The organism is Winogradskyella sp. A3E31 (assembly GCF_046720935.1).
Classification (GTDB): domain Bacteria; phylum Bacteroidota; class Bacteroidia; order Flavobacteriales; family Flavobacteriaceae; genus Winogradskyella.
On record NZ_JBHNWH010000006.1, the window covers coordinates 137,598 to 151,679 of the forward strand.

Below are 14,082 nucleotides of genomic sequence, written 5' to 3' on the forward strand. Positions count from 1 at the left end.
TAATACATCTGCCTAACAAGACTTTACAGAGGTCACAACTCAGGTCAATACAAGTCAAAAACCCCGATATTAGGTCAAATATCGGGGTCATAGGTCAATGAGTAAAAACTGTCTAATTTTAGACGTCTAAGTCTTCAAATTCTTTAGAAAATTTTGAGATTCTTTGCTGGTGACTGTCGTTAATATGACTGTCAGGGTTTAGGATTTTAGAAATTGAAATATTAAATTCCGCTAAGATAAATTTCTTGAATAGTTTATGAGAAGAGTCATCTAGGTACCCCAAATTGAAGAGTGTACAATAAAGACTATTTGTAGAAGCTATTTTATCCGTTTTAAATTGAGATATTTTCCTATATGTATGTATGAATATAATTTCGTTTGGAATTATTTCACTATATTTTTTATGTGCCTCTCTAATTTTGGCATCAGTTGAAAAATACCAATCAGGTTCAAATTTGTAAGTATCGTTTAATTGTATTAAAAACTGAAATTTACTGTAGCGATCTAAAAATCTCGACAAGGTTTGATCTTCCTTTAATAAGTTAAAGTCAAAATACTCCTTATTACCTGTGAGATATTCAAAAACCAGTTCTTGATTGTTTGAAATATTACTCTTTTCGCCTTCTAATGCATATTTGATAATTTTTAATTTACTGGTTGCTCCATATCGCATGATACCAGATTCTGATTTTGTCTTCTTAGTTAGGTTAATTGAATCCAATTCCAATTCATTATAAATAGAATTAAATTCATTTAATGCAATTTGTTTTTGCTTCTTAGAAGTCAAACCATAACACTTTGATTCTAATGGACAGGCACGATTATATATTTTGGAATCTATAAGATTGATGTATGTGCTTACTATGAATTTGAAAATCGATTCTTTCATATCCCTACTTGACTCAAGAGAATCTTTAACCTTATTTTCATTCAGGCTAATTACCTTCTTCCTTACATAAGCACCTTTATCTATAAGCATATCAACAAAGTCCTTGGGACTACTAAATGAATGCATTTCTGTTAAACTTGTAATTCCAAAATAGTCTTCTTGCATATAATTAATTTAAGTGTTCTGAAAAGTCATCGGGCATTTCAGCATCTATATCTCTTAGATACTTCTCCAAGGCATCCATTGTAGTATGACCAGTTATCCCCAATAGCATACTTTTAGCTTCAAATACAGACTTGGATTTTCGTAATGATCGATAAAGTTTTGTAATGAAAGTATGCCTAAAACTGTATAAGCCATAATCCACTCCTAATCCAAATTCATCTTTTACCTTCTTAAATTGTTTCGAAAAATAATCTCTCTTATTATCATTAGAAGTCTCCCAGTCTTGACCAAAACCATATGGTGTAATTAAATACGATTCATCGTCATAATCGGTTAGATCTGGCAATGAATTAATTAATACCTCTGGAAGAATCTTAATCTTTACTGGTTTATTCTTGGCTCTCACATAAACTTTTGCGTCATCTAAATCAATATCTTTAACTTGTAACCTACATACTTCTATTGGACGAAGAAAACCAAAAGAAATGAATTGTATCAGAAGTAATAAGGTTGGGTCGCTGTCCTCAATACGGCTCAATATCTTATCGAGCATTTCAGGTTTATAAGTCTTATTCCTTTCTGGATTCGACTTTAAGACATTAATACTAGCAATAAAATTGGTTTCAATTATTTCATTATCAACCATAACTTGGAATAGACTGGAAATAGCACCTCTTGAGTTGTTCCTATTCCTTGCACTTGTCTTGGACAACACCTCATTTAAATACTCTATAACAACAGCTTTTGTAATTTGAGATATATCTAAATGCTCTTTAACATTGTTCTCTTTTAACCATCTATAAAATTGATTGATTCTACTCTTATACCTTTTGTAAGAGTTATCCTTGAGCATCATCTTTTTAATGGATAAGGCTTTATCAAATGCTTTTTTAACACTAGTCTTAACCTCTATTGGTTCTGGTTTAATTTTTTTAGTGGTCTTTCTTTTCTTTGGGGTTTTAAAATCACCCAAATCAAGAAGCTCATCTATTTCCTCTTTAAGATTTTCATTGTGATGGTATGGATTAAATCCTTTTTTGAGAATAAATAAAAGGGTATCCTTTAAAGGCTTTAAAATTTCAAGACGGTCTTTTTTGGTATAAAAGTTATTGGCACCACCTTTTATATTCGGTTGGCGAACGAGCTTGTGGGTTTCAGGATGACGAAAGGCATAATAGACATACCATGGCTTGGAAAGTGCTTTATCTCTTTCTTTTTTAGATAGCTTAGACCATTGGTTAACAGCCACACCACCAGTATAGATTTTAGGTTCAGAATAGTTCAATTTCATCGGGGCATCGTGTACTCTATCGTGTACGGCAAGCAAAAGTAAGGAAAAAGTTGACATAAAAAAACGGATTGTGAGAACACAATCCGTTGATTTTACTGGCTTTAGCCTTAGTAGCGGGAACTGGACTCGAACCAGTGACCTTCGGGTTATGAGCCCGACGAGCTACCTACTGCTCTATCCCGCGATTTAAATCTATAATGACTTTCTTAGCTTTTAACTCTCGGTTCATAATGCCGACTCAATCATTTTAGGAATGCAAAGATAAGACTTTTTTTAGATTCTCAAAGTTCTGACAAAAAAATAACCTTCAAATTTACTTTGAAGGTCATCTCTCTAATTATAACTTAATTCTCAATTAATTATCGTCTTCTTCAACGTCTAATGTTGCTAAAGCACCTTGTGTGTTTTCTTGATCAATATCAAAATTTGTGACATTTGGCAACTGGTTTTGCACGTTGGCAAAATTACCTCTAAACTCATTATTTGTTAACAATAATGTGTTCAGCTTATCTAATCTTGCTAATCCAGAAGGTAAGTCGCCGTAAAAACTGTTGTTAGATAAAATCAGTTCTTCTAACTGAGCCATCTCACCAATTTTGTTTGGGATACTTCCAAAGAGTTTATTGTCAAAAAGACTTAATACTTTTAATTGTCTAAGGTTTGTAAGAGTAATTGGCAATGTACCAATCAACTCGTTACTACTTAACATTAACTTTTCTAGGTTCTTTAGTTTTCCTATTGCAACAGGAATAGCACCTATAAAATGGTTATTGTATAATTCTAAAGACTTTAAGTTTTCTAAATTACCGATTGAGTTTGGTAACTGACCTCCCATATGATTACTAAATAATTTTAGCTCTTCTAATTGAGATAAGGTCATTAATCCTTCAGGAAGATTCCCTTCTATGTTATTAAAGGATAAATTCAAAACTTTTAAGTATTGTAACCCTTCAATTTCTTCCGGAATAGTTCCTTCAAGATTATTAAAGCTTAAATTGACAGCTACAACTTTGTCGTTCTCAAGGGTTATGCCATACCAGTCGGTTATAGGTTGGTCGATATCCCAAGTATTGTTCCAGGAGTCTCCATTAGTAGCATTATAAAGTGCTACAAGTGCTTCTTTTTCGGTTTTGGAAACGTCTGCATAGGTAAATGCAAATAGCGTAAAACATAATAAGGTTAATTTTAAGGTTTTCATTTTAGCGGATTTGGGGGAGGGACCACAATTATTTGAATCAAATATAGATGCTATTCGACAAAACAGCAAATTTATTCGATGAAATGCATAACTAAATTATTAAAACACTGATAAACAGATATTTAATATTATCACTGTTCAATGCTTTTTGCTCTAAAATTGATGATTTCTTGGGCTTCTAATGTTATTTTTAGCTGAATGGGGTTACAACACACCTCGCAATCTTCGATGTAATTTTGCTTCAACTGTGAGGTATCGATCAACATTGAAATTTCTTCCCAACAATAGGGACACTGAAAGAAATGTTCTTTCATTTCTTAAAAGTTTACATTCAGTAATTCTCCACTAATTTGAAGCAAGGTCATCTCCGCAAATTTTGCATCATATTTTGCCTGATTTCTGCTTAATTCTGCATTAATAAGGTTTAATTGAGCCTGACGGAATTCTATAGACGTCACCTGACCTAATTTGAATTTTTCTTGAGTACGTTCAAAATTATTCTTGGAGGTTTTTATATTGTCTTCTTGTACACGGTAAATCTTCAGCTTATTCTGATAGTCGTCCCAAGCATTGTTAAAGTTACGCTGCACCTCTGTTAGCACCAGTTCTTTTTGAAGTTTTTGGTTTTCTAAATCTAGTTTGGCATTTTTTATACGAGTTATGGTTGCACCCCCGTCAAAAAGATTCCAGGTAAGATTTACACCGGCTGAAAATCCTGTGCTTGTATTTTGTAACGTAAATGCCAAAGGACTGTTGTTATTAGATTCGTTCCATCCATAGGATCCCTGTAGTCCAACCGTAGGTAAATAACCTGATTTGTTTGACTTTATGGTAAAGTCGCTTATTTTAATGTTCTGTTCTATTTGCATTAAGGTGACGTTATTCGTCAACGTTTTTTGGAATAGTTCTTCTTTGTTTAATAATAAAGGAAACGTTACAATAGTATCTACTTCAAAACCAGATACCATAGTGTTACCAATAACAACATTAAGATCACGTTTTGTGTTTTTTAATTGCTGTTCTGCGTTTATAAGGTTAATACTGTCATTATTGATATCAACCTCGGCGTTTAAAACCGCTAGTTTGGTATCTTGTCCATATTCAAATTGGTATTCTGCCCGCGTTAGCCGATCTTTTGAGATGGTTAGTGTTTCTTCTAATACCGTTGCATTTTCAGATAATTGGGCAACCGTATAATAAATAGAAAATAGCTCTAACATGGTATTCTCTATGGTTTCACGAGCCTCTAACTGTGATAACTGATACTGTTCTTTTAGTTGTTTATAATTGTAATGACGTCCTAAACCATCAAACAAGGTATAATTCAAATTTAGCGATGCATTATAACGACGTGTCTCAGCTCCTTCAGCAACTCTAGTTTCCCCATTTGCCAACTGACCTTCCGTGTTCTGTCTATCTATACTCCCACCAGCATTTCCTGTTAATGTTGGCAAATAACCAGTATTAAGTACATTAGTATTATTTTCTGCAACTTCAACATTATTAGTGGCTATTTTTATACCGTAATTATTCTCCAATGCTAGCTGGAATGCCTCTTCTGGTGTTAAAATATCTTGCCCTAGTACCACATTCAGCGGTAAACACAAAACAAAAACAACACTATATAATAGTTTATTAATGCGACTCATTTTGTTCTTTAATTGCACGTTCTACTTCCTCCTTATTCACCTTTTGGTTAGTAATCAACCATATACTTGTCGTCTTAAAACTATTGGTTGCAGATAATAATAATGGTAAAATTATTAAAGTCAATACTGTTGCGATACCTATTCCGTAAGCAATAGAAATAGCCATTGGTTTTAAAAACTGTGCTTGCCTACTCTTTTCTAATAACAGCGGTGCAATACCAGCGATGGTTGTTAAAGACGTTAAAAATATAGCTCTAAACCTCGCCCTTCCGGCTTCAAAAAGCGCATCATCAAATTTCATCCCTGATCTTAAAAAGAAATTAAATTTACCTATAAGTACCAAGCCATCATTGACCATAATACCAATAAGTGCTATAATTCCTAATGCGGACAATATATTAATCGGAAAATCATGAAACCAATGTCCCCATGCTACAGCGATAAAACTAAACGGAATCATAAACAACAACATTAGGGGTTGGCTATAGCTCCTAAACGTAAAGGCAATAACCACATAAATTAAAAATATAACCATCGGCACAATAGTTACTGCTGACCTTGTGAGTTTGCCAGCTTCTCGATTCTGTCCTTCATAAGACACGCTTACTGTCGGATATTTTGAAAGGATATCTGGCATGACGTTATTCTGAATATCCAATAAAATTTCGGTTGCACTCCCATTAGGATCCTTTAAATCAGCATTCACTTGAATTTCTCGTTGGCCATTAAGATGACTAATACTTTCATCACCACGTTTAATAGTATAGGTAGCGATTTCACCAAATGGCACACGTTCACCATTTGGTGTTACAATACGCATTTCATCAAGGTCATTTATGGAAGATCGATTGGCTTTATCATAACGTACCCAAACACGTATTTCATCCTGTCCTCTTTGAAAACGCTGTGCCTGCAATCCAAAAAACCCTGAGCGCACCTGACTCATTACTTCTCTAAGGTTGAGCCCTAAAGCGTAGGCTGTTTCATTCAATTCTATATTGATTTCCTTTATCCCTTCTGGGTCAGTATCTGAAACATCTGCAAGTAAAGAATTCTCTTCGAGAATCGCTCGTAATTCGGTTTTAGCAAGTTTAAGTTCTTCGGTATTATTTCCCAATAAGGACACTGAAACTGGTGTTCCTCCAAAATTACCTCCAGATCCAAAGGTTAAACGCTCTACACCATAAACCTCTCCAACCTCTTCTCTTATGGCGTTGGTAATTTCTGGTGATCCAAAATCCCGCTCTTCACCAGGCAAAAGATTAACATTGATACTTGCCTTATTATTTCCTGGTCCAACACGCTTAATGATATTCTCAACAACTTGCTTACCACCTGTTTGCTTTTTGGTATAGGTCTCATTAACACGCCAAGCAGCAGATTCGACCATTGTAATAATAGAGTCTGTAATCTCTGGGTTTGTACCTTCTGGCATCAACAAATCTATACTTACTCTATCACTGGCAATACTCGGAAAAAAAGAGGTTCTAATAATACCTCCTTGATTAGCTCCGATAGTTAAAACCATTAAGGCCAACAAGATTGAAAACGTAATAAAACGCTGATTTAAAGCAAATTTTAGGGCAGGACTATAGATATTGTCTCTACAGTAGACCATAAATCGATCACCATACTCATTAAACTTACGAAGCTTTAAAAACAACCTAGAAATACCTGTTTTATTCTCCTTCTCTTCCTTAGACAATTTTACCAATGCTTTAGAATGTGCAATATGTGCGGGTAAAATAATCAAGGCTTCAACCAAGGAAACCACCAAGGTTAGAATAACGATTACGGATACTTCACTGAAAAAATCCCCGATACGCCCCTCTAAAAACAAGAAGGTTGAAAAAGCCAATACCGTTGTAATTATTGCCGAAAGTATAGCAGGTAGCACTTCCATAGTGCCATCAATTGCTGCTTGTACCCTTGGCTTACCACTTTCATAATGCTGGTATATGTTCTCGGAAATAACGATACCGTCATCAACTAAAATCCCGATAACGATAATCATACCAAACAAGGACAATACATTTATGGTAACATTAAAATAGGCCGCAAAAACAAACATCCCCAAAAAAGCTACTGGCAAACCAAATGCAACCCAAAACGCCAGCCTAGTGTTTAAGAATAACGACAGGAAGAGGAGTACTAGAAAGATACCCACTGCCCCATTTTCTAATAAAAGCTGCGTTCGTTGGTTTAACCGTATAGACGAGTCACTAACGACATCTATCTTTATACCAGAATATTTTTGGTTAAACTCTTCAATGTATTCATTAACCTTGTCTGCAGTAGAGATAAGATCTTCACTATTGGTATTAGTAATTTCTATATTAACAGCAACGTTTCCATTAAAATAGGAAGCGTTTGGTGTTTCTGAAAAGCGATCTCGTACTGAGGCAACATCCTGCAGTCTAACAATAGTTCCGTCTTCTCGCGTCCTAACTGGAAGATTATTCAGCTCATCACCATAGTAAGATCGGTTATTAGCCCTAATGAGATAGTCTTCGGCTTCTGTCTTAATATTCCCCCCAGTGGTTAAAATATTAGCTTGTGATACCGCATTGGCAACTTCGGAAAATGTCAGCCCATAAGCCAACAAATCATTTTCCCTGACCGCAATTTCTATTTCTTCGTCGGGATATCCTGAAACACTTATTTGAGAAATCCCTTCCATAGCACGGAGGTCATTTTCTATTTGCCTTCCTATTTGCTTTAATGACGTTAGCTCAATATCCTGTCCGCTTATAGCAAAATCTATAGTTTGCCGAACACGTTCTTGCTTGGCTACTACCAGAGGCTCCATACCCGTTGGGAAATTAGGCACTCGATCTACCGCATTTTTTACTTCTGCGAGCATATCATTGATATCCTCGTCACTTTCAATCTCTACGGAGATACTTCCACCATTTTCACGAGACGTAGAGGTGACACGCTCTACACCTATTAAACCCTTAAGGTTATCTTCAATCTTTAAAACAACACCTTCTTCAATTTCTTGTGGAGCAGCACCAGGGTAAGCTATATTTATGGAAATGATTTCGGCCTCTTGAAGCGGAAAAAAAGAAGATTGAAGACGTAATACTCCCAAAATACCGAAAATGAAAAAGGCAAGTATAACGACATTAACAGCAACTTCATATTTAATAAAATAAGCTAAAACTTTTCTCATACTAATTAGCTAATTGCTTTTCTTGAGACTGTGCAGGTGCTTCATTCACTTTTACAAGCATGCCCGCGTAGGCACCAGGAATAGATTTGGCTAAAATTTCCGTATCATCTGGCACACCCTTAATGACCACTTCTTTTGGCGAGAAATAAACAGGCTCTACCTTCATAATATCTAATATACTGTCCTTAACCACAAAGATTTCAGATTGATCTACTAACAGTTTACGTGAAATTTTAATGGCATTCGGAATTTCCTTAGCTTCTAATTGGGCTTCCAAATACATACCTTCCTTTAATCCCACACCCTTAACTTCTACAAAAACTGTTACTGTCTGTGTTGTTTGGTCAATTCTGCCATTTACCCTAACTACTTTTCCATTATAAGTAGTCTGTTTGTCTGGTGTATTTAAGACGACATTCTCACCTAGTTTTAACAAATCACTGAAAGATTTGCTTATTGCTAATTCTAGCTCAAACACTGAAGTATCAATAAACTCACCTAATTTTTGTCCTACTCTAACCAATGTTCCTTGAGTCACTAAAGCCTCAGTCAATATACCACGGTAAGGCGCGTAAATAGTATATTTTGAAAGGCGTTGCTCTAAGTTTTTAACATTATAATACGCAGTTTGAACTCCGCGGCCAGTTATAAAATAGTTGACATTTTCATTAGTTGAATCTGGCAAAGGCTTTACGGAAGCATCCATGTCGAAACTCTTGAGATAGGACTCCCATTTTGGAAATGCTTCGGGATAATCTAAACGCAGATCCGGCATCAATGCCGTAATTAAATTATAGAGCTCACTTTTAGCAGATTGTACAGTAGCATAATATTCACTGGAATTTATTCTAATGAGTGCCTGGCCCTTACCATAAATCTGGCCCGCCTTAAAAGTGTTAGAGCTACTTTGAAAAATCCCCTGAACCTCTGAGTATAATTCTAATCTGTTTTTGGCTACCAAATTTCCATTAGCAGGGATAATAATGGGCACCGTTGAGTTTTTAACCTTTTCGGTAAAAACAGTCTTTACAACCTTTTCAACTTTTGGCTTCTCCTTTGTATTGCTTTTAATTATTAAATATGCACCTACAAATGCTGCCGTAATGATTAATACACCTATGGCAAACAGTATAACCTTCCTCATGGAATCAATTTTGATGGTTAGTTCTAGATCATTTAATCCAAACGAGCTTAGAATACCACAAAAGTATTTTATAGATTTTAAGAAGCAGTTAAAAAAACCTTAAAAGGAATCCTCTATTCAAGCTCTTCCATCTGAAGCTGGACAATTTCCCAGTCTTCCATTAAATTTTTCAATGTCTTCTTTTTACTTTGATAAGCATCGAAAAATGAAGGGTTAGAGGCTGTAGCATCGTAGTCTGTAGCCAACTTTAGGTCATCGGCTTTTATGTCCTTTTCCAATTGATTGATTTTGGCTTCAATATTACTCAATTTATTGTTTAGTGACTTTAGCTTCTTCTGGTCTTCATAGCTTTGTTTGTTCGAGGTCTTTGCTTGCTCTACAACGACAGTTCTTCGTTCTGCTTCTCTTAAATTCTGAAGATTTCTCTGTTCTAGGAAATAATCGATATCACCTAAATATTCTTTGATGTTTTGATCTTTAAACTCATAGACCGTTTGTGTTAATCCCTGAAGAAAATCCCTGTCGTGGGATACTAAAATTAAGGTGCCTTCAAACTTCTTTAGAGCATCCTTTAATACGTTTTTGGATTTAATATCTAAATGGTTTGTTGGCTCATCCATTATCAAAACATTTAAAGGCTGCAAGAGTAATTTTGCTAATGCCAAACGATTTCGTTCACCACCAGAAAGTACCTTTACATACTTTTCTACCTCATCACCCCTAAATAAAAATGATCCTAAAATATCCCTGACCTTGCTGCGGTTAGTTTCATTAGCGGCATCGATCATAGTATCTAGGACTGTTTTGTCACCATCTAGATATTCAGCCTGGTTTTGGGCAAAATACCCGATCTGGACATTATGACCTAGATTAACGTCACCGTCGTGCTTAATTTCCCCAACAATGATTTTTGCCAATGTTGATTTACCTTGACCGTTTTGACCAACGAAGGCCGTTTTTATATCCCTAGGAATGGTTAAATCGACATTCTCTAACACCTGAAGCTTTCCGTAATTTTTAGAGACATTATTCATCTCAACTACTATCTTCCCCGGAGTTACAGATACAGGAAAATTAAGATTCATAACACTGCTATCATCCTCATCAACCTCTATCTTATCCATGCGGTCCAACTTTTTAATAAGAGATTGTGCCATGGTAGCCTTAGAGGCTTTTGCTCTAAACTTTTCTATGAGTTTTTCAGTTTGTTGAATTTGTTTTTCTTGATTTTTTTGAGCTGCCAATTGTTGCTCTTTCATTTCTTTTCTGAGCACTAAAAATTTAGAATACGGCTTATTGTAATCGTAGATACGCCCTAGACTTATTTCAATGGTTCTATTGGTAACATTGTCTAAAAACATTTTATCGTGAGAAACAATAACAACTGCTCCATTATAATTCTTCAAAAAAGACTCTAACCAAATTATGGATTCAATATCCAAGTGGTTGGTAGGTTCATCCAGCAATAGAATGTCATTATTCTGAAGTAAAAGTTTTGCTAACTCAATCCTCATACGCCATCCACCAGAAAAGGTATCCGTTAGTTTATTAAAGTCTTCACGCATAAACCCTAAGCCTTGTAATATCTTCTCGGTTTCACCTTGGTAGTTATAACCGCCAATGATTTCATACTGATGCTGAATATCATTGAGGTCAATCATCAATTGGTTGTAGCTATCACTTTCGTAGTCTGTACGTTCTGCAAGTTGGGTATTGATATCTTCTAGTTGAGCCTCAAGTTCTTTTATTTCCTTGAATGCTTCGTAAGACTCTTCAAGTACTGTCTTACCGAAATCAAAATCGATATCCTGTTTTAAAAATCCAATCTTAAGATCTTTATCGGCTGCAATTTGGCCCGTATCTGGTTCTTGTTCATTAGACAGAATACGCAACATCGTTGACTTACCTGCTCCATTTTTTCCTATCAGCCCTATGCGGTCCCCATTACCCAGTTTAAAGGTGATGTCTTCAAACAGATATTCGCCTTGAAAAGAAATAGAAAGATTATGGATATTGAGCATTTGTTTTTTAAATATCGACATTGCTTAAATCGTTGGACACATACAGTCTTATATGATAAAAGCAACTACCTTTATACAAAATTTGAAACGCAAAAGTAACTGTTTTAAGTATGATTAAAAAAGGAATGAAACTTTATAGTATTCTTTTTGGCACATGCCCAAAATGCCATCAAGAATCCATGTATGTTGAAAAGAATCCATATATCATTTCTGATACCTTAAAAATAAATGATAAATGCTCCCATTGTAATACAACCTACAGAATGGAACCAAGTTTTTTCTACGGTTCTATGTATGTGAGTTATGGTGTGGGGATTGCTTTTGCAATAACAGCTTTTGTCATTAGTTTTCTTATGTTAGAGTCGTCTTTGGGTATTGCCTTTTTATCGATTATAGCAACCCTTGTTGTTTTTATGCCGATTATTATGAGACTATCGCGAAATATTTGGATAAATCTTTTTATGTCTTATGACAAATCTTTGGCTAAGAAAAACGGTTAACATCTATTTCTGGATCTAAGTCCTCAGAATACTCTATGAGCTTATAAAGTTTTTCTGCAACATAGGGTGCTATCATTACACCTCTTGTCCCTAACCCGTTTAATATGTAAACATTATCTAGAGAATGATGACTACCAACTAAAGGTCGGCGGTCTTTGGTTGTAGGTCTTACGCCTGCCGAATGCTCAACGACCTCAAAATCGCAGGTCATGAAAGATTTTAATTTGGTGATAAGTTCATTTTTTGCTGCTTCAGTCGTCGTGTTGGTTTTATCAACTCTATTATAAGTAGAACCTACTTTATATAAGTCGTTACCAAGAGGAATAACAAATACTGAAGACTTTATTGCAAAATCAATATTAAGTTTTGGTGCCTTTATAGTGATTAACTCTCCTTTTGTGCCATTGAGTTCTACTTTCCTAAAGAAAGGGTTCTGCTTCACCCCAAAACCTTCAGCGAACACCATATTTTTGGTGTTTACATCTTGATACTTGACGCTATCGCCAGAAATTTCAATCTCCTCATATTTGAATTTCTCCGGTTTCAATTGGTTATTTGCCAATAACTCTTTTCTATAGGCTTTTATCAAGGTTTCAGTATCGATTCTTCCTGCTTGTAAAACTTCACCAAAGTGATGTTCTGATTTAATATTCGGGCTTTTATATCTTACAATATCAGAAGACATGTACTCTTTTAAACCAGGTTTTCCTGAAGCTTCATACCATAAATTCTGCTCTTCTGTAGATGAAAACCGTCTTAAAATCTTAAGCTTATAATCAATTTGAATATTGAGATCGCTTTCAATCTTCGCGTACATGGGTAGCGCCAGATCTAATTGTTCCGTTGATTTCCAGACTTTATTGAATCGTTTTAAAGCAACAGGATTATAAAGTCCAGCAGCGACCACTGAGGACTTCTGTGATGCATCATCAAATACTAAAAAGGACTTATTGTTTGCCTTTAGCTTTTCGATAAAAGCAATACCTGCTAAACCGCAGCCAACCATTATGTAATCGTAAGATATCATTGCCGCAAAATTATTGAAAAGTTACTTGCTACAACTAGATTTACATGAAATAAAAAACGCCCACTAAAAAGTGAGCGCTTTGTGTATTGTTACTATGGAATTAGTAATTCCACATATCTTGTTCAAAGTTTCGAATCTTATCTTTAATACGATCTGATTCTAATAATTGCATTAATGCATTATCTGGTATATATTCCTTGACCTCACGGTCACCATATACATTTTCTTCCTTATACATATAGCCATTAAAGCGTCTTGAATTTAACAAGTGATCAAAGGACACTGGTTTGGCACTATTCTTATTATTAAACGCTTTAGACTCATGCAATACACCTCTAGCCTCTGGGAAAAATACCCAGAACAAACCAATAGGTTCTTTATTGGCTTCATCGTCTGAGTCAATAAAGTTTACATCTGGTGCAGCTGGTGCTATAGCTAATAGTCTATACTTAAGCTCACCTTGACGTTTATCAAAATACCAAAGTCCTTTTAATAAATATGCTTTAATATCATAAGCCTCGATATTTCTTCTTACAATGTATTCTGGATCAACAAACCCATCCGCATTGTATTGCTCGTAACCTATGTCTAAGGTATCTACCTTTTTCATAGATGCTCCTAATTCTTCAAGTGTCCGTTCTCTTGTAAAATAAGAGTCTGAATATACTTTTGGAATTTCGCCAGACTCCACTGCTCCCATTAACGTATGAAATAATGAACGACGGTCTCTACCAATATTATTGGTGTCAACAGGATAATACAATGGAAAGTTAACACGCTCATCTAGAACGACTTTTTCCCACGTCATCTTAGAGAATAAAATATCTCTATCGTCCACGTAGCCATACTCAAGAGGTTCGTCATTATCGTAAAGCAACTGTGCTTCAGTCTTCATTCCGATTTCCTCAGGAATCTTAGCACTCAATATATTTGCCTGAGCAAACATGCTTTGCGAAGCTACAACTCCTACAACTGTTAATAAAAAATGCTTTAGTTTCATCTGTACTTTAAATTTTAAAATTT

11 protein-coding genes and 1 tRNA gene are annotated in these 14,082 nt (G+C 35.2%); 1 reads left to right on the forward strand and 11 read right to left on the reverse strand.

The window, feature by feature from the left end:
- Nucleotides 1-118 precede the first annotated feature (118 nt).
- From ACFEMA_RS09065 to ACFEMA_RS09105, 9 genes are all read right to left on the reverse strand, one after another.
- On the reverse strand, nucleotides 119-1,054 hold the full coding sequence (locus ACFEMA_RS09065; RefSeq protein WP_411767825.1) for a hypothetical protein: 936 nt from the start codon (nucleotides 1,052-1,054) through the stop codon (nucleotides 119-121).
- A gap of 4 nt (nucleotides 1,055-1,058) precedes the next feature.
- Nucleotides 1,059-2,402: a tyrosine-type recombinase/integrase gene (locus ACFEMA_RS09070; RefSeq protein ID WP_411767826.1), complete on the reverse strand. Its 1,344-nt coding sequence runs from the start codon at nucleotides 2,400-2,402 to the stop codon at nucleotides 1,059-1,061.
- A gap of 54 nt (nucleotides 2,403-2,456) precedes the next feature.
- Nucleotides 2,457-2,529, reverse strand: a tRNA-Met gene (locus ACFEMA_RS09075).
- A gap of 171 nt (nucleotides 2,530-2,700) precedes the next feature.
- The gene (locus tag ACFEMA_RS09080) at nucleotides 2,701-3,543 is read right to left on the reverse strand and encodes a Two component regulator three Y domain protein (RefSeq protein ID WP_411767827.1); all 843 of its coding nucleotides are present in this window, start codon (nucleotides 3,541-3,543) and stop codon (nucleotides 2,701-2,703) included.
- A 131-nt stretch (nucleotides 3,544-3,674) separates the two neighbouring features.
- A complete protein-coding gene (locus tag ACFEMA_RS09085) occupies nucleotides 3,675-3,857 on the reverse strand; it encodes a CPXCG motif-containing cysteine-rich protein (RefSeq protein ID WP_411767828.1) in 183 nt (60 codons plus the stop codon).
- Between the two features lie 3 nt (nucleotides 3,858-3,860).
- The gene (locus ACFEMA_RS09090) at nucleotides 3,861-5,192 is read right to left on the reverse strand and encodes a TolC family protein (protein WP_411767829.1); all 1,332 of its coding nucleotides are present in this window, start codon (nucleotides 5,190-5,192) and stop codon (nucleotides 3,861-3,863) included.
- Entirely contained in the window at nucleotides 5,179-8,367 is a 3,189-nt protein-coding gene (locus ACFEMA_RS09095) for an efflux RND transporter permease subunit (RefSeq protein WP_411767830.1), read from the reverse strand. Before ACFEMA_RS09095 ends, ACFEMA_RS09090 begins: the two co-directional genes overlap by 14 nt.
- Before the next feature lies 1 nt (nucleotide 8,368).
- Nucleotides 8,369-9,511 carry an efflux RND transporter periplasmic adaptor subunit gene (locus ACFEMA_RS09100; RefSeq protein WP_411767831.1) on the reverse strand — a complete coding sequence of 381 codons (1,143 nt, stop codon included), beginning with the start codon at nucleotides 9,509-9,511 and terminating at the stop codon, nucleotides 8,369-8,371.
- A gap of 113 nt (nucleotides 9,512-9,624) precedes the next feature.
- Nucleotides 9,625-11,532 carry an ABC-F family ATP-binding cassette domain-containing protein gene (locus ACFEMA_RS09105; RefSeq protein ID WP_411767925.1) on the reverse strand — a complete coding sequence of 636 codons (1,908 nt, stop codon included), beginning with the start codon at nucleotides 11,530-11,532 and terminating at the stop codon, nucleotides 9,625-9,627.
- Nucleotides 11,533-11,642: 110 nt separating this feature from the next.
- On the opposite strand from ACFEMA_RS09105, the gene ACFEMA_RS09110 reads away from it, so the two are divergent.
- Complete coding sequence (locus ACFEMA_RS09110; RefSeq protein ID WP_411767832.1) at nucleotides 11,643-12,032, forward strand: DUF983 domain-containing protein; 390 nt, start codon at nucleotides 11,643-11,645, stop codon at nucleotides 12,030-12,032.
- Here the strand turns inward: ACFEMA_RS09110 and ACFEMA_RS09115 are convergent.
- The gene (locus tag ACFEMA_RS09115; RefSeq protein ID WP_411767833.1) at nucleotides 12,016-13,059 is read right to left on the reverse strand and encodes an NAD(P)/FAD-dependent oxidoreductase; all 1,044 of its coding nucleotides are present in this window, start codon (nucleotides 13,057-13,059) and stop codon (nucleotides 12,016-12,018) included. The two genes, ACFEMA_RS09110 and ACFEMA_RS09115, sit on opposite strands and share 17 nt — an antisense overlap.
- Nucleotides 13,060-13,159: 100 nt before the next feature.
- Nucleotides 13,160-14,059, reverse strand: coding sequence for a gliding motility protein GldN (gene gldN, locus ACFEMA_RS09120; RefSeq protein WP_411767834.1), 900 nt, complete (start codon nucleotides 14,057-14,059; stop codon nucleotides 13,160-13,162).
- Nucleotides 14,060-14,082 lie beyond the last annotated feature (23 nt).